We start from the raw sequence: 17,544 nt of genomic DNA, 5'->3' as shown, positions 1-17,544 counted from the left end.
CACCCGTCCGCCGCTGAATCATGGAGCAAGCTCCACTCATCCGCTCGACTTGCATGTGTTAGGCCTGCCGCCAGCGTTCAATCTGAGCCATGATCAAACTCTTCAGTTCAATACTGCTTGGGTTTTGAGAAAACCCTAAACTTGGCTCAGCAATCGCATGCTCAATTTAATGAGCTAAAACTCTCGAATTCACGAGTGTTACTTGCGTTGCTGATAATCAGTCGATCATCAGTCTTACATCACAAGCACCCACACGAATTGCTTGATTCGACTTGTTAAAGAGCGTTTGGCTGAGGCTTTCGTCTCAACCGAGGCGCGCATTCTACAGCAGCGCCTCATTTCGTCAAGCTTAAATTTAAAATTTCTTTTCAATTCAAGCCGCTACGCTGTGAAGACCGGAGACCACCGCAGCGAGGGGGCTGCATATTACAGCAATTGAAAATGCCGTCAACACCCTTCAGTGAAAATTCCAGGGGATCATCGTCCCTTCCCTGTAACGCATCCTCGCCGGAGGCTGCTTCCACGCCGAAGCAGCCGTCCGACGCGAGGCTAGATGTCCGTGATGCGCGCAAGCCCATCAAGTTTCCCAGCCTGCTCCTTTCGGACCCTGCGGCGGGTAACGAGCAGCCCGGAGCAGACGACGACGAGCGTCAGCAAACCGGTGGCGATCACTTCGATGCGATGGTCAGGTCGGAAGAACATGACCACCAGCACGCTGAGGATGAAGGCGATCACCCCCCAGGTCAGCCAGGGGAACAGCCACATGCGGTACTGGATGGCCTTGCCCTCGGCGGTCAGGCGCTTGCGCATGCGCAACTGCGAAATCGCGATCACCAGGTAGACCAGCAAGGCAATGGCACCTGAGCTTGCCATCAGGAAGCCGAACACCTTGGAAGGAACCAGGTAGTTGGCGATCACGGTAAGGAAGGCCGCGCCGGTGGAGAACAGCACCGCATAGATCGGCGTGCCGCTGCTGGTGGTCGCCTGGGCGCACGCCGGAGCGTCGCCACGGCGGCTCAGGGAATAGAGCATGCGCGAGGCGGTATAAAGAGAGGAGTTCAGGCAGCTGGTGACGGAGGTCAGCACCACCACGTCGATGAGCGCCTTGGCATGGGGCACGCCGAGGATTTCCAGCACGGTGGCGTAGGAGCCCTCGCTGGCCAGGCGCGGGTCGGTCCAGGGCACCAGGGCGACGACGATGAAGATCGACAATATATAGAAGAGCGTGATTCGCCAGATCACCGAATTGGTGGCCCTGGAAATCTGCTTCTCGGCGGCGTCGGACTCCGCGGCGGCGATGGTCACCACCTCGGCTCCGAGGAAGGAGAACATGGTGATCAGCATGGCACTGAGTACCGCGCCAAAGCCGTTGGGCATGAAGCCGCCGGTGTCCCACAGGCGCGAGACGCCGCTGACGCCGGTGTTCGGCAGCAGACCGAGGATGGCGCAGGCGCCGAGGATGATGAAGCCGACGATGGCCGCCACTTTCACCAGGGCCAGCCAGAACTCGAATTCCCCGTAGTTCTTCACGCTGAACAGGTTGGTCGCGGTGAGCAGCAGGGTAATAGCCAGCGACAGCACCCAGATATCCAGTTGCGGTATCCAGGAATTGAGGATGGTCGCAGCGATATTGGCTTCGATGGGGATCACCAGTACCCAGAACCACCAGTACAGCCAGCCGATGGTGTAGCCGGCCCACTTGCCGATGGCGCGGTCGGCGTAGGTGGAGAAGGAGCCGGTATCCGGCGAGGCGACAGCCATTTCGGCCAGCATGCGCATGACCAGCACCACCAGGGCGCCGGCGAAGATGTAGGCCAGGATGGTGGCCGGCCCGGCTTCGGCGATGGCGCGGCCGGAACCGACGAAGAGGCCGGCGCCGATCACGCCGGCGATGGAAAGCATGGTCACGTGGCGGGATTTCAACCCGTGACTCAGGTTGTTCTTATCTGTCTGCATGGCATTACCTTTGTTCTTGTCGTGCCCGGAGAACGGCGCCGCTCTCCGCGATCACCCGGCGCCAAGCCAAAAAGCCCGCCCTGCCCCGGCCGATAGCCGGGGCAGAAACGGGTTGAGCAGGGGACCGGGGGTGACGCTCTGAAGTCTTACGCCAACTCGTCGAAACACTCGCCGATGATGGCCAGCCCGCGCTGCAGGTCGGCATCGCTGACGGTCAGCGGAACCAGGATGCGCAGGACGTTGTAGTAGGTGCCGCAGGAGAGCAGGATCAGGCCCTTCTCACGCGCCTTGGCCACCACCTTGCCGGTCAGCTCGGCGGCCGGTTTGTTCAGGTCACCACCCTCGAACAGTTCCACGGCGACCATGGCGCCGAGATTGCGCACTTCTACAAGGCTGTTGTGGCGCTCGCCGATCTGGCGCAGGCCGGTGGTCAGGATTTCGCCCACGGACTTGGCGCGATCCAGCAGTTTTTCGCTCTCGAAGGCCTCGATCACCGCCAGGGCCGCGGCGCAGGAAACCGGGCTGCCGGCATAGGTGCCGCCCAGGCCGCCAGGGGCCACGGCGTCCATGACCTCGGCGCGGCCGGCCACGCCCGCCAGGGGGAAGCCGCCGGCGATGGACTTGGCGAAGGTGGTCAGGTCGGCGGCGACGCCCATCTGCTCCATGGCGAAGAAGGTGCCGGTACGGCCGGCACCAGTCTGCACTTCGTCGGCGATCAGCAGGATGCCGTGCTCGTCGCACAGGGCGCGCAGGCGGGCCATGAAGTCCTTCGGCGCCACGTTGAAGCCACCCTCCCCCTGCACGGGTTCGAGGATGATCGCCGCGATGTCGCGGGGCGCGGCGTCGTTCTTGAAGATGCGCTCGATGCTGGCCAGGGATTCGTCGACCGACACACCATGAAGGGCATTCGGGTACTGGGCGCGGAACACGCCGCCGGGCATCAGACCCAGGCCCGCGGAGTACGGCACCACCTTGCCGGTCAGCGACAGGGTGTACTGGGTGCGGCCGTGGTAGGCGCCGGTGAAGGCGATCACGCCGTTGCGGCCGGTGGCGGCGCGGGCAATCTTGATGGCGTTCTCGACGGCTTCGGCGCCGGTGGTGACCAGCAGGGTCTTCTTCTCGAAGTTGCCCGGCAGCAACTGGTTGATCTTCTCGGCCAGGGCCACGTATGGCTCGTAACCGAAGACGTGGAAGCAGGTGTGGGTCAGCTTGGCCAACTGCTCCTGCACGGCGGCCATCACCTTCGGGTGCAGGTGACCGGTGTTCAGCACGGCGATGCCGCCGGCGAAGTCCAGGTATTCATGGCCTTCGACGTCCCACACGGTGGCGTTCTCGGCGCGCTCGGCGAAGATCTGGTGGATCTGGCCGACGCCACGGGGAATGGCGTCCATGCGGCGTTGTTGCAGGCTCTGGTTGGTATTCATGGTTGACTCCGGTAGTGCGATCGCCCTGCACGGGCCGAAGCCCGTACAGGAAAGGTGGGAGGGTTCGCCGTGCTTACACGCCGAGGCAGAGGTACTTGATCTCGAGGTAATCCTCGATGCCGTACTTCGAACCTTCGCGGCCCAGGCCCGAGGCCTTGATGCCGCCGAAGGGCGCGACTTCGTTGGAAATGATCCCGGTGTTGATGCCGACGATGCCGTACTCCAGCGCCTCGCCGACGCGGAACACGCGGGCCAGGTCGCGGGCATAGAAGTAGGCGGCCAGGCCGTACTCGGTGTCGTTGGACATGGCAATGACGTCGGCCTCGTCCTTGAAGCGGAACAGTGGCGCCAGCGGACCGAAGGTCTCGTCCTTGGCCACCAGGGCGTTCTTCGGCACATCGACCAGGATGGTCGGCTCGAAGAAGGTGCCGCCCAGGGCGTGCGGCTTGCCGCCGGCGACCACCCTGGCGCCCTTGGCAACGGCGTCGTCGATATGCAACTGGACCTTGGCAACGGCCTTGGCGTCGATCAGCGGGCCGGTGGTAATGCCCTGCTCCAGACCGTTGCCGAGGTTCAGCCGGGCCACGGCCGCCTTCAGCTTCTCGACGAAGGCGTCATACACGTCGTCCTGGATGTACAGGCGGTTGGCGCAGACACAGGTCTGGCCATTGTTGCGGTACTTGGAAACCAGCGCGCCTTCCACGGCGGCGTCCAGGTCGGCATCGTCGAACACGATGAAGGGCGCATTGCCGCCCAGTTCCAGGGACACCTTCTTGATGTCCTTGGCGCATTCGGCCATCAGCTGGCGACCGATTTCGGTCGAGCCGGTGAAGGTCAGCTTGCGCACGATCGGGTTGCCGGTCAGTTCGCCGCCGATTGCACCGGCGTTGCCGGTAACGACGCTGAATACGCCCTTCGGAATGCCGGCACGCTCGGCCAGTTCGGCCAGGGCCAGGGCCGAATACGGGGTCTGCAGGGCAGGCTTGAGCACCATGGTGCAGCCGGCAGCCAGGGCCGGGCCGGCCTTGCGAGTGATCATCGCGGACGGGAAGTTCCACGGGGTGATGGCCGCGGTCACGCCGATCGGCTGCTTGATCACCATCAGGCGCTTGTCCGGTTGGTGGCCCGGGATCATATCGCCGTAGACGCGCTTGGCTTCCTCGCCGAACCACTCGAGGAAGGAGGCGGCGTAGGCGATCTCGCCCTTGGCTTCGGCCAGCGGCTTACCCTGTTCGATGGTCATCAGGCGGGCCAGGTCGTCCTGGTTCTCGATCATCAGGTCGAACCAGCGGCGCAGCTTGTTGGCGCGCTCTTTCGCGGTCAGCGCACGCCAGGCCGGCAAGGCCTTGTCGGCGGCTTCGATGGCGCGACGGGTCTCGGCGGCGCCCATCATCGGCACGCTGCCGATGATCTCGTGGGTGGCCGGATTGCTGACCTGGACGGTCTGGCCGTTGTCGGCATCGACCCAGGCGCCATCGATGTAGGCCTGCTGGCGGAACAGAGTGGGGTCTTTCAGTTGCACGCTTGTCATCCTCGGGGGTGGACGGCGGTGACGTCGGCTCAGCCGGCGGCCCGCTGCTTGTTATCGGTAACCTTGACGGTGAAGCCGGCGCGGGCGCCGTCGATCTGCTCGCGAACCTTGCCGACGATGTAGGCGCCGATGGGAATCGCCGAGGTGGCGGCGGGCGACGGGGCGTTGCACACGTTCATGCTGCGCGGGGTGTTCACGAAGAGGAAATCGTCGATCAGCTTGCCGTCGCGGGACACCGCCTGGGCGCGCACGCCCGCCGGGTAGGCGGTGAGGTCGGCTTTGGTGATGCTCGGGCAGTACTTCTGCACTTCCTTGAGGTAGCCGCCCTTGAACAGGGAGTTCTTCATCTCGATCAGGCCGGGGCGCAGGTTCTTCGCCAGCACCTTGAGGATGCCGGGAGAGGTCAGCGTCTCGAACATGTCGGCGACGGAGATATCGGACTTGCGATAGCCCTCGCGCTTCATCGCCAGCACCGCGTTCGGGCCGACGGTGACGGTGCCGTCGATCATCCGGGTCAGGTGCACGCCGAGGAACGGCATGGACGGGTCCGGGATCGGGTAGATCAGGTGATTGACGATCTGGTTGTGCTGCTTGGGCAGCAGGTAGTACTCGCCACGGAACGGGCAGATGATGAAGTTCGGCTCGATGCCGAGCATGCGCACCACGCGGTCGGCCATCAGGCCCGAGCAGGTAATGAGGAAGCGACCGTGGAATTCGTCGCTGGCGGTGCGCACCACCACTTCGTCGGCGCGCTCGTCGAGGCCGGTGACTTCGGCGTTGTAGCGGATCTCGCCGCCGGCGTCCTGGAACTCGCGGCCCATGGCGGCGGTGACTTCGGCGTAGCTGACGATGCCGCTGGAAGGCACGAAGATGCCGCCCATGCCGACGATGTTCGGCTCACGCTCGTGCAGTTCGGCGGCGGACAACCAGGAACGCTCCAGGCCGTTGGCGGCGGTGCGTTCCCAGAGCGCCTTCATGCGCTCCATTTCCAGCTCATTGGTGGCCACCAGCAGCTTGCCGCACTCGTCGAAACGGATGCCGTGCTTGTTGCAGAAGGCCTTGGTGGCCTTGTTGCCTTCCAGGCAGAAGCGCGCCTTGAGGCTACCCGGGGTGTAGTAGACGCCGGCGTGGATCACGCCGCTGTTGTGGCCGGTCTGGTGACGGGCCGGGCCGGATTCCTTCTCCAGCAGAAGAACGCTGGCGTCCGGGTAGACCTGGGTCAGTTGCATGGCCGTGGACATGCCCACGATGCCGCCGCCGATGATGATGAAATCGTACACAGCCATTACCTCGCGCCGGGGCGCTGCAAATCGTTACGCGGTTCGCATCGGCCCACCCGCCTCGATGCAGGGACCGGCGCTTTCCGGGCACGGCGAAGGGCCGCCCGGGGCAGCCCTTCAGCCTGCGTGCCCGCTTACTGGCCGCGCAGGTAGCGCGGCTTCTGGTAGCTGATGTAGCCACGCTGGCGCATCAGCTCGCGGCGCAGCCCCTCGTGCGGGGTGAAGCGGTCGCGGCCGTGCAGCCAGAACAGGTTGTTGATCAGCACGAAGCTGCCCACCGGCACCGGCACCGACAGCTTCTGCGCGCTGCCTTCGAGGGATTCGGACAGGGCGTTCAGCCAGATGCCTTCCTCGTAGTTGGCCGGCTGCACGAACTGGTCGATGTAGCGCATGGTCGGGCGGCCTTCGGCGTCAGTATCGAATACCGGATGGAATACGTCCTCGGTGACGTTCTTGCTCGGCGGCGCGGTCCAGCGCATGTCGCGGCGGGCCAGCGGATGGCGGAAGAACTCGTCGCACTGCTCCCAGTCGTCCAGGTGCAGCAGCAGGGAGTTGCCGCCTTCCATGTTCTTCTCGTCGATCTTCAGCATCAGCACGTAGTCGGTGATCTGGTTGACGAAGGTGCCGTCGTTGTGGAGCTCCATGACCCGGTGCGGCTGGCGCAGGTAGCTGTCGGAGTTGTCGGTGTTGACCACCACGAAGCGCGCGTAGAACTGGCCGCTCATGGCGTCGTAGTTGGAGCGGCCGATCAGGTGGGCGCAGGCGGTGGTGAACTTCACCATGTCCTCGGCCTGGCTCACGTCATCCAGGCCGACGGGGTTGATCAGCATGCCGCCGGTGGAGCGACCGAGGATGGTGTTCAGCAGCACCGGGCGCAGGGTGCCTTCGCAAAGCTCGTCGAGGATTTCACCGAAACGGAAGCGCAGGAAGGACTTGTACTCCAGCGCCTGGACCGGCCACTCGGCCACGGCCTTGACGAAGGCGTCGACGGTTTCGCGGGCGAAGGTCAACTCCAGCAGACGGGGCGACTGCTTCGAGGGGGCGACGGTGTAACCCCGGGTCTCGAGAGGCAGCGGCATCACAAGGTCCTCGATCTTCGTAAAGGCGTTCATGGCGGTGTCCTGGCGTAGGGGATGGATTCGGCCGTCCAGCAATGACCTGGATCAGGCGGGCGATCAAAAAATATCGCTATCAAATAAAAATGTCTACATTTTTATAAAACAACGCCATTTGAATACTGTGTCTATTGTTTTTCGTCCATACGACGTTTCGGTATGATCCGCAAAACGCTTTGAGGAACAGGACTTTGGAAGCTCTCGCTCCCCGTCAAAACTCGGCATTCAGCGGGTATGAGTGGCTCAAGCAAGACATCATCCGCGGCGTGTTCAAGCCCGGCGAAAAGCTGCTGATGAGTGCCCTGAAGGAGCGCTACGACCTGGGCGTCGGCCCCCTGCGCGAGGCGCTCTCGCAACTGGTGGCGGAAAAACTGGTGGTCGCCATCAGCCAGAAGGGCTACCGCGTGGCGCCCATGTCCCTGGACGAGATGCAGGACATCTACGATGCCCGCGCGAACCTCGAAGCGATGATTGTCGGCCTGGCCATCGAGCGCGGTGACGACGCCTGGGAAGCCTCGGTGCTGGCCCAGTCCCACACCCTGGCCAAGGTGATGGAAGTGAAGACCCGCGAGCAGCGCCTGGATGTCTGGGACCAGCGCCACAAGGCCTTCCACACCGCCATCGCCTCCGGCTGCGGCTCCAAGCACCTGCTCCAAGCGCGCACCTACCTGTTCGACCAGGCCGAGCGCTACCGCCATCTCTGGCTGACCCAGACGGTGTTCTCCGAACAGGCCCTGGAGCTCAAGCGCCAGGAGCACGCCGCGCTGGTCGACGCCATCCTCGCCCGCGACGCCAAGCGCGCCAGCGAGATGATGCGCACCCACCTGATGACCCCGGTGCCGATCATCGCCCAGATCATGCAGGCGAACGGCACGCGCTGATCCCCATGTTCGTGGGTGTCAGTCCGATAGCGGCCGCTTCGCATCGCGATTGAAGCCACGCCCACCGGCCCGACCCGCGCCCCAGAGCCCCTGTGCATCCAGGCGCAAAAACCCGTACACCCAACGGCAATCCCGCCCGACCGACTTTCCTTACCGTCTTGGAGCCTCCCCACTCCAACAACAAGAAAGGTACGGTCATGGCTGGAGCACTCTCGAACCACGATTCATCCCCTGAACAGTCCCATTCCCAAGGCGCGGTCCCGGACTCGCAACGGCTCGGCCGCGGCTCCCTGACCATGGCCTGGTGGGGCATCTGCAGCGCGATGTTCTACCTGGTGGTCGCCGCGGCCCTGGCCATGGGCTACGGCACGCTGAACGCCATCATCGGCCTGGTGCTGTCGGTGATCAGCTATGGCCTGATCAACGCCATCCTCAGCCGCCACGCCATCGCCACCGGCCTGTCGGTGGCGCAGTTTTCCCAGGTGCTGTTCGGCCGCACCGGCGCGGCGCTGGCCACGCTGATCTTCAGCGCCACGGCCATCTACTACGCGGTCTTCGAAGGCTCGGTGATGGCGGTGGCGCTGCATCACTACCTGCCGGGCCTCGAACTGCACGCCGCATTCCTGTTGGTGGTGGTCTACAGCGTGCTGCTGATCTTCGGCAACGCCCTGCGCTGGCTCGACAAGCTCAACGGCGTGCTGCTGCCCTTCTACCTGCTCGGGCTGGTGGCGGCGGTGGCGATGGCCATCGGCGAATACGGCTACTCCTCCGCCTGGCTGGCACTGGCGCCCAAGGACGGACCGGTTCCCCATGGCTGGTGGAACTGCTTCACCTACTTCATGGGCGTCTGGGTGCTGATGATGTACACCTGGGACTACGCCCGCTTCGGCCGCCAGGAAGACAGCCGCTACCACGCGCGGATCAACTTCGGCATGCCCTTCTACTGCGTGGCCTTCCTGCTCAATGGCCTGGTGGGCATCTTCCTCGCCGCCACCATCCCCACCGAGGGCGGCTTGAGCGAAGTCTCGGTGGTGCTGGCGATCATCCAGCTGATGGGACTGGGCGGCCTGCTCTTCGTCTGGATCAGCCAGACCCGCATCAACACCGGCAACTTCTTCCTCGCCGCCACCAACCTGCAGGCATTCGCCGGCCACCTCGGCCTGGCCTGGGTGCCCTACGTGGCCTGGGCGTTGCTGACCGGCGCGCTGGTCTACCTGCTGATGCTGTTCGACGTGTTCAGCTACATCCTCCAGGCACTGGCCTACCAGAGCCTGCTGATCGTCGGCTGGGTCGCCATCGCCCTCGCCCACCTGCTGTTCACCCGCAACACCCGCTATCGACTCGACGGCCTGCCCGCCTTCCGCGCCCGGGGCCTGATCGCCTGGCTGGTTTCCGCGATCGTGGGCATCGGCCTGCACCTGTGCGGCGTCGCTGAGCTGGCCACCGCCTCGGCGCCGGCCGCCTTCCTCGTCGCCTTCCTCGGCTATCTCGCGCCCCTGCTGTCACGCCGTACCCAACCCCAGGGTGACCTGGGCTGATCGTCGGCCGCCCGGCGGGCGGCCTCCTCCCTGCAATCCCATGCCCCAACAACGACAAGAACATCTGGAGCGGTTCATGCACCCGCAACGCACCCGGCTTATCTCGATTCTCGCAGCCCTGTCCCCCCTCGCTCTCGGCCTGGCACAGCCAGTTAGCGCCGTGGAAATCACCGACAACCTCGACCTCGGCGGCGCCCTGCGCGGGCGCCTGGACTACGACCCCGACCGCGACATCTCCAAGCTCAGCTTCGACACCTTCTTCCTGACCGCCGACTACCACTCGGACAGCTGGATAGCGGCCGCCAAGTACCGTTTCTACGGCGGCGACTACCCCTACGACTACACCGACCGGGTGGGCGACATTTCCTTCGCCGAGTACGCCTGGGTCGGCTACCGCTTCACCCCCGAGCAGCAGGTGCAGGTCGGTCAGACCGCCATCCCCTTCGGCCTGGCGCCCTACTTCGGCAGCACCTTCTTCGAGACCCTGGGCAACGTCATCGGCCTGGAAGACACCCAGGACATCGGCTTCAAGTACCTCGCCCGGCACGGCAACTGGGACCTGCAGGCCGCCTACTACCCCATCCCCGCCGAACAGGGCCGCGGCACCAGCCGGGGCGGACGCACCTACGGCACCAGCGTCGCCAGCGCCGATGACTACGTGGTAGACGGCAGCGACAACCACGAGCAGGACATCCTCGTCGGCCGCCTGGCACGGACCTACCACGCCGGCGACTGGAGTGGCGAGACCGGTGTCTCGCTGCTCGCCTCCACCCTGGACAACCAGGACACCGGCCGCGACGGCCACCGCACCGCAGTCGCCCTGCACGCCACCGCGCAGAACGGGCCCTGGGGCTTCCAGGCCCAGGCCGCACGCCAGCAGATGACCCCGGAGAATCCCGGCGACGACCGTTTGGTGAGCTTTGGCAGCTTCGACGGCACCTTCAACGTCGCCGCCAAGGGCAACCTCTACGTGGCGGACCTCAGCTACAGCCTGCCGGGCCAGTACGGCTGGTTCTCGGGCGTCAAGCTCTATGCCAACTACAGCCTGTTCGACAAGGACGAGTCGGACTTCCGCGACTCCCAGCGCTTCATCGCCGGTAGCTCCTTCACCCTCGGCCCGCTGTGGATCGCCCTGGAATGGCTGCACGGCAAGAACGACCCCTACATCGGCGGTGGCAGCTACACCCAGAGCCTGGGTGCAGGCGGCACCGACCACTGGGAGAACCAGCTGTACAGCAACATCGGCTACTACTTCTGAGTCGTGGCTGGGTGGATGACATCCGGCTCCAGCAGCGATGTCGGCACCCTTCCCACGCCTGAATCCACGCGTTCGCCCCCGCCTCGCGGGGGCATCCCCCTGCCGCCTGACCGTCCCTCCCCCGAGTGCGCCAAAGCGCAATAACCGGTGCACCCAGCGACAAGCCAGCCGCCCCCGCCGGCCGTAGCGTATGCACCAAGGGCCATGCACAGGCAGCCCTCACCCGAAACATAAAAACAAGCGTTGGTGCCCCATGAAAACAGTTGATCCCATCACCCTCGCGGTCGTTCGCGGCGCGCTGGAAACAGCGCAGCGCGAGATGACCCTGACCCTGGAAAAGACCGGCCGCTCCAGTGTGTTCAACCTGGCCCATGACTATTCCAACTCCCTGTTCGACCATCTCCCGGAGATGATCCTCCAGGGCCAGGACATCCCGATCCACCTGGGCTCGCTGATTCCCGCCATGAAGTGCGTGGCCGGCTTCTTCGGCGACGACATCGCCGAAGGCGACGTGATCTACCACAACGACCCGGCCTACAAGGGCAGCCACATCCTCGACTGCTGCATGTACAAGCCGGTGTTCTACAAGGGCGAGCTGGTGTTCTGGACCGTCTGCAAGGGCCACCTCACCGACATCGGCGGCCCGGTGCCGGCCGGCTACAACCCCGACGCCAAGGAAATCTACGCCGAGGGCCTGCGCATTCCGCCGGTCAAGCTGTGGGAAAAGGGCAAGCGTCGCGAAGACGTGATCAACTTTATGCTCACCAACATGCGCGCCCGTCCCTATCAGGAAGGCGACCTCAACGCCCAGTACGGCGCCTGCAAGGTCGGCGAGCGCCACCTGCTGGAGCTGCTCGACAAGTACGGCGTGGAACAGGTCCGCGCCTGCGTCGCCGAACTGAAGAACATGGCCGACCGCCACATGCGCGCCCTGCTGCGCGACGTGCCGGACGGCCACTACAGCGGCACCGCCGTGCTCGAGGACTCCGGCCACGGCCTGGGCGAGCTGTCCATCACCGCCCACGTGGAAATCCGTGGCGACGAGGCCCACATCCGCATCGACAGCCCGCCCCAGGTGCCCTACTTCATCAACTCCTACGAGGGCAACTCGGTCTCCGGCGTCTACCTCGGGCTGATGATGTTCGCCCAGGTCGCCCCGCCCTATAACGAAGGCCTGTACCGCTGCGTCAGCGTCGACGTCGGCCCCCGGGGCACCCTGTGCAACGCCCAGGAGCCCGCGCCCCACGTCAACTGCACCACCACCCCGATGGAAACCCTGGCCGACGCCGTGCGCCTGGCGCTGGAGCAGGCATCGCCGCAACGCGTCACCGCCTCCTGGGGCCATGCCAGCGGCATCAACATCGCAGGCCTCGATCCGCGCAACGCCAACAGCGAATACGTGACCATGGTGCTGGCCTCGATCATCGCCGGCGCCGGCGCCAACAAGGTGATGGACGGCTGGCACGCCTGCGGCCCGCTGTGCTGCTTCGGCGCCCTGATGAGTGGCGATATCGAGCTGCTGGAGCATGCCTATCCGGTGCTGATCCACCGCTACAGCCTGATGGCCGACAGCGGCGGCGCCGGTGAATTCCGCGGCGGCTCCGGTACCCGCCTGGAGATCGAACCCCTGGAGCACGCCATGACCGTGGTCGGCTTCGGCGAAGGCCGCCAGTTGCCCACCGCCGGCGCCGCCGGGGCTCGCAACGCCATGCCCGAACCCAAGCTCGGCCGCCTGATCCACCGCCACGCCGACGGCGAGGAAGACCACTACGTGCAGAACCCGATGCTCACCATCCAGCCCGGCGAGCGGATCATCAACATCAATCCCGGTGGCGGCGGCTACGGCGATCCGATGCGCCGCCCGGTGGCGGCAGTCCTGCAGGACGTCCGCAATGGCCTGGTCTCGCCCCAGGGCGCGGCCCTGGAATACGGCGTGATCCTCGACGCCGCAGGCCACCTCGACGAAACCGCCACCCGCGCCGCCCGCGGCCAGTTCTGACCGGAGATCCGACATGCGCAACCAATATCGCCTGGGCATCGACGCCGGCGGCACCTTCACCGACTTCATCCTGGCCGACCGTGACGGCGGCGTTCAGCTGTTCAAGGCCCCTTCCACCCCGCAGGACGGCACCCTGGCCATCCGCGCCGGCCTGGCGCAGATCGCCGACGCCACCGGCCGCACCCCGGCGGACATCATTGCCAACTGCGACCTGTGCATCAACGGCACCACCGTCGCCCTCAACGCGCTGATCGAACGCACCGGCGTGAAGGTCGGCCTGCTCTGCACCGCCGGCCATGAAGACAGCCTGGAAATCCGCCTCGGCCACAAGGAAGAAGGCCACCGCTACGACGCCCACTACCCGCCGGCGGACATGCTGGTGCCGCGCCACCTGCGCCGCCCCGTCGGTGGCCGCATCCTCGGCGACGGCCGCGAGCACAGCCCGCTGGACGAACGCGCGGTACACGATGCCATCGACTACTTCCGCGCCGAGGGCGTTGAGGCGGTGGCCATCTCCTTCGTCTGGTCAGTGCGCAACCCCAGCCACGAGAAGCGCGCCGCCGAACTGGTGCGCGCCGCGCTGCCAGGGGTGTTCGTCTGCACCGGCTACGAGGTCTTCCCGCAGATCCGCGAATACACCCGCACCTCCACCACCGTGGTCAACGCCTACCTGAGCCCGGTGATGGCGCGCTACGTCGAACGCATCGACGCGCTGTTCGAGGAGCTCGGCACCCAGCAGCCGGTGCGCTACTTCCAGTCCAACGGCGGCCTGGCCCCGGGCAACGTGATGCGCGAGCGGGCGGTGAACGCCATCAACTCCGGCCCGGCGTCCGCCCCCCAGGCCGGCCTCTCGGTGGCGCGTCCCTTCGGCATCGACAACATCATCACCGTGGACATGGGCGGCACCTCCTTCGACATCACCCTGACCAACGCCGGGCGCACCAACTTCAGCAAGGACGTGGACTTCCTCCGCCAGCGCATCGGCGTGCCGATGATCCAGGTGGAAACCCTCGGCGCCGGCGGCGGTTCCATCGCCCACCTCGACGAATTCGGCATGCTCCAGGTCGGCCCGCGCAGCGCCGGCGCCAAACCCGGCCCGGTGTGCTACGGCAAGGGCGGCAGCGAACCGACCGTGACCGACGCCAACCTGGCCCTAGGCTACCTGCCGGACGGCGCCCTGCTCGGCGGCACCATCCGCCTGAACCGCCAGGCCGCGCTGGACGCCATCCGGGAGAAGATCGCCGATCCGCTAGGCATCAGCATCGAACGCGCGGCCTTCGGCATCACTACCCTGGTCAACCTGAACATGGTCAACGGCATCCGCCGGGTGTCCATCGAACGCGGCCACGACCCCCGCGACTTCGCCCTGATCGGCGCCGGCGGCGCAGCGGGCATGCACGTGGTGCGCCTGGCCGAGGAAATCGGCATCCAGACCGTGCTGATCCCCAAGGTCGCCTCCGGCCTGTGCGCCTTCGGCCAGATCCTCTCCGATGTGCGCTACGACCAACTGACCACCCTGCCGATGCGCCTTGACGCCGGGCACGTCGACCTGGACCAGCTCAACCGGGCGCTGGCCGACCTGCGCCAGCAAGGCCTGGTCAACCTGCGCGACGACGGCTTCGCCGACGAAAGCAGCAGCTGCCACTACACCCTGGAAATGCGCTATCTCGGGCAGATCCACGAATGCAGCGTGGAGCTGGAGGCGCACCGGCTCGACGAAGCAGGCCTGGCCGCACTCTGCGAGTCCTTCCATGACCGCCACCAGAAGCTGTTCTCCTACAGCGAACGCGAAAGCCCGGTGGAACTAGTCAACCTGGAATGCTCGGTGATCGGCCACCTGCCGCGTCCGCCGCAGCTCGAACTGCAGGGCCCGGCCAACCCGCCGGCGGCAGTGCCGGACAGCCTGCGTCCGATGCTGTTCAGCGCCGAAGGCGAGTTCCAGTCCACCGCCGTATTCAACGGCAACCGCCTGTTGCCGGGCCAGACGGTCCAGGGCCCCTGCGTGATCGAGGAGGACACCACCAACATCGTGGTGCCACCGAACTGGCAGGCGACACTCGAACCTTCCGCCACTTACCGGGTGACGCGCTGCGCTTGATGCGGCCCTGAATCACGCGGATCATTGGCCGATACACAGCGCGGCGGGCCCGACCTGCCGCGCTGTCCTCACAAAAGCAATAAGCACGAGGACACGCCATGCCCCATGAGTTGTCGACCGCCCGCTGGTCGCAGCATGAACGCCAGGTGCGCTGGGCCGAGGCAATCAGCAGTACCTACTTCCCGCTGTCGCTGCAGTTCGACAGCGGCCAGCCCTTCGACGGCCACCTGCAGGTCTGGGATACCCCCAGCAGCCCCGTCAGCCTGTCCCGCCTGCGCTCCAGCACGCTGGGCTATTCGCGCAGCAAGGCCCAGGCCGGCGAAGACCGCGAAGCCTTCTACCTGGTCACCGTGCCCCGCTGCACCGATGTGCATTTCGAGCAGGACGGCCGCCAGCTGAGCTGCGCGCCGGGCGGTTTCATCGTCGAACGAGGCGACGCGCCCTACCGCTTCCATTACACCGACCAGAACGATCTCTGGGTGCTCAAGCTCCCCGAACGCGCGCTCAAGGGCCACCTGCGCGGCCCCGAGCGCTACACCCGCTACTGCTTCGATGCCGAGCGCGGCCTGGGCCGGCTGTTCGTCGAGCAACTGGGGTTGTGCGCCGCCCACTTCGACGCCTGCCCGCCCGCCGCCCACCACCTGCTGCTGGAGCAGACCCTGTCCATCCTGCTGCTGGCGCTGCAACAGGACGAGCGCGTGCTCAACAGCGAAAGCTCCAGCCTCAGCGCCCTGCACCTGCAACGGGTCGAACAGTTCGTTGCCCAGAACCTGGGCGATCCGAACCTCTCCCCGCAGTCCATCGCCACCGCTTGCGGCCTGTCGCTGCGCTACCTGCACAAGCTCTTCGCCGCCACGCCCTACACCCTGGGCGAATGGGTGCGCCAGCAACGCCTGGAAGCCGTGCATCGCCAACTGCGCGACCCGCACTGCCACCTCTCCATCGGCGAACTGGCGTATCACTGGGGCTTCAACGATCAGGCCCAGTTTACGCGGGCCTTCCGCCAGCGGTTCGGCTGCACCGCCCGCGAAGTGCGCGGCGCGCACACTCACTGAAGCCCGTCCGTCGGTAGAGCCCCTCCTTGGCCGGACTCCCTCTCAGGTGGCCTATCACATCGCCGAGCGCGTCGAGCTTGGCGTGATCCCGGCCACTGGCGATCAGCCGAAGACCGGCACAGCGGTTGATCATTCCAGCGCGAAAAGTTGTCGCTTTTCATCAAGAGTCGCCTCCTGCCCTCCCCTAGATTAGGCCCCGAGCAAGCCCCTGATCGAACCCAGGGAGCAGAGTCCGGAGGAGACCCGCCATGCAATCCGTCGAGCAGATCAAACGCAGCACCTCCATTGCAGATTGGGCCGAGCAGCGCCCGGAAGAGGCCTTCACCCTGCCCTCGCGCTACTTCTTCGACGAGCAGATCTTCGCCGCCGAACGCGACCGCATCTTCATGAGCGCCTGGCACCTCGCCGGTCACCGCAACGAATTCGCCGAACCGGGGCAGTTCGTCGTTTGCGACATTTTCGACCAGAGCGTGGTGGTCGCCTGCGGCAACGACGGCACCATCAACGCCTTCCACAATGTCTGCCAGCATCGCGGCAATCGCCTGCTCGACGTCCGCCGCGGCAACAACACCCGCGTGCTGCGCTGCGCCTACCACTCCTGGTGCTACGAAATGGACGGCAGCCTGCGCAGCGCGCCGCGCAGCGAGCGGCTGATCGCCTTCGACAAGCAGCAGTTCAACATCCCCAAGGTCCGCGTCGAGGAACTCGGCGGCTTCGTCTATTTCAACTTCGACGCGGAGGCCCCCGCGCTGGCCGAGCTGTTCCCCGAGGCCGACGCAGAGATGCGCGCGGTCTTCCCCGACCTGGGCAGGATGCGCCTGATCGAGGAGCAGGACGTGATCGTTCCGGCCAACTGGAAAGTGATCATGGACAACTCCATCGAGGGCTATCACTTCAAGCTGTCCGGCCCCTGCCACATCGACCTGGCCAAGCTGATCGACTTCAAGGGCTACCGCCTGACCAAGCGCGACAACTGGTGGACCTACATCGCCCCGGCCAACCTGCAGGCCGAGGATGCCTACGGGGTGAAACTCTCCGGGCCGCGCAACCCCGACGAGCGCTTCTTCAACATCGGCCTGTGGCCGAACAACACCTTCTACACCTTCCCGTACTCCGAGTTCCTCGGCACCTTCATCATGATCCCGCTGGACGCCGAGCGCTCGCTGCTGCGCTTCGGCTACTACAGCCCGCACGAGGAGGTCCCGGAGGTTTCCCACGCCTGCATGAAGTGGATGAACGAGGAGCTCGGCCCGGAAGACATCGAGCTCAACATCAGCGTGCAGAAGGGCCTGCGCTCCCTCGGCTACGACCAGGGCCGCTACATGATCGATGCCGAGCGCAGCAACGAGAGCGAGCACCTGGTTCACCACTTCCACAAGCTGGTGTTCGACGGCATCAGTGGCCGCTGA

Annotated in this window: 12 protein-coding genes and 1 rRNA gene; 7 read left to right on the top strand and 6 right to left on the bottom strand. The window is 65.4% G+C overall.

Going from position 1 to position 17,544, the window contains the following annotated elements:
* The 6 genes from J5M67_RS05145 to glaH form a co-directional block, all read right to left on the bottom strand.
* Nucleotides 1-109 (bottom strand): 16S ribosomal RNA (locus tag J5M67_RS05145); the annotation flags it as partial.
* 440 nt (nt 110-549) lie between these two features.
* Nucleotides 550-1,956, bottom strand: a complete 1,407-nt coding sequence (gene gabP, locus J5M67_RS05140) for a GABA permease (RefSeq protein ID WP_207884127.1) — start codon at nt 1,954-1,956, stop codon at nt 550-552.
* 146 nt (nt 1,957-2,102) lie between these two features.
* A complete protein-coding gene (gabT, locus tag J5M67_RS05135) occupies nt 2,103-3,380 on the bottom strand; it encodes a 4-aminobutyrate--2-oxoglutarate transaminase (RefSeq protein WP_207884118.1) in 1,278 nt (425 codons plus the stop codon).
* 73 nt (nt 3,381-3,453) lie between these two features.
* The gene (gene gabD / locus J5M67_RS05130; RefSeq protein ID WP_207884116.1) at nt 3,454-4,902 is read right to left on the bottom strand and encodes an NADP-dependent succinate-semialdehyde dehydrogenase; all 1,449 of its coding nucleotides are present in this window, start codon (nt 4,900-4,902) and stop codon (nt 3,454-3,456) included.
* Nucleotides 4,903-4,940: 38 nt separating this feature from the next.
* Nucleotides 4,941-6,191, bottom strand: coding sequence for an L-2-hydroxyglutarate oxidase (lhgO, locus tag J5M67_RS05125; protein WP_207884174.1), 1,251 nt, complete (start codon nt 6,189-6,191; stop codon nt 4,941-4,943).
* A gap of 134 nt (nt 6,192-6,325) precedes the next feature.
* Nucleotides 6,326-7,303 carry a glutarate dioxygenase GlaH gene (glaH, locus tag J5M67_RS05120; protein ID WP_207884113.1) on the bottom strand — a complete coding sequence of 326 codons (978 nt, stop codon included), beginning with the start codon at nt 7,301-7,303 and terminating at the stop codon, nt 6,326-6,328.
* Between the two features lie 194 nt (nt 7,304-7,497).
* Between glaH and csiR the strand changes: the two genes are divergently transcribed.
* The 7 genes from csiR to J5M67_RS05085 all read left to right on the top strand — a co-directional run bounded on the left by csiR (nt 7,498) and on the right by J5M67_RS05085 (nt 17,544).
* Entirely contained in the window at nt 7,498-8,187 is a 690-nt protein-coding gene (gene csiR, locus J5M67_RS05115) for a DNA-binding transcriptional regulator CsiR (RefSeq protein ID WP_207884106.1), read from the top strand.
* Between the two features lie 197 nt (nt 8,188-8,384).
* The gene (locus tag J5M67_RS05110; protein WP_243434490.1) at nt 8,385-9,725 is read left to right on the top strand and encodes a cytosine permease; all 1,341 of its coding nucleotides are present in this window, start codon (nt 8,385-8,387) and stop codon (nt 9,723-9,725) included.
* Nucleotides 9,726-9,801: 76 nt separating this feature from the next.
* Nucleotides 9,802-10,983, top strand: coding sequence for a porin (locus J5M67_RS05105; protein ID WP_207884104.1), 1,182 nt, complete (start codon nt 9,802-9,804; stop codon nt 10,981-10,983).
* Between the two features lie 253 nt (nt 10,984-11,236).
* On the top strand, nt 11,237-12,982 hold the full coding sequence (locus tag J5M67_RS05100; RefSeq protein ID WP_207884102.1) for a hydantoinase B/oxoprolinase family protein: 1,746 nt from the start codon (nt 11,237-11,239) through the stop codon (nt 12,980-12,982).
* 13 nt (nt 12,983-12,995) lie between these two features.
* Entirely contained in the window at nt 12,996-15,080 is a 2,085-nt protein-coding gene (locus J5M67_RS05095; protein ID WP_207884099.1) for a hydantoinase/oxoprolinase family protein, read from the top strand.
* 98 nt (nt 15,081-15,178) lie between these two features.
* Nucleotides 15,179-16,135, top strand: a complete 957-nt coding sequence (locus tag J5M67_RS05090) for a helix-turn-helix domain-containing protein (protein ID WP_207884097.1) — start codon at nt 15,179-15,181, stop codon at nt 16,133-16,135.
* Between the two features lie 248 nt (nt 16,136-16,383).
* Nucleotides 16,384-17,544, top strand: a complete 1,161-nt coding sequence (locus J5M67_RS05085; protein WP_207884095.1) for an aromatic ring-hydroxylating dioxygenase subunit alpha — start codon at nt 16,384-16,386, stop codon at nt 17,542-17,544.

Source organism: Pseudomonas sp. 30_B, from assembly GCF_017491605.1.
GTDB lineage: Bacteria > Pseudomonadota > Gammaproteobacteria > Pseudomonadales > Pseudomonadaceae > Pseudomonas.
The sequence above is the reverse complement of the archived record's forward strand: the minus strand, read 5'-3'. Positions and strand labels throughout refer to the sequence as shown.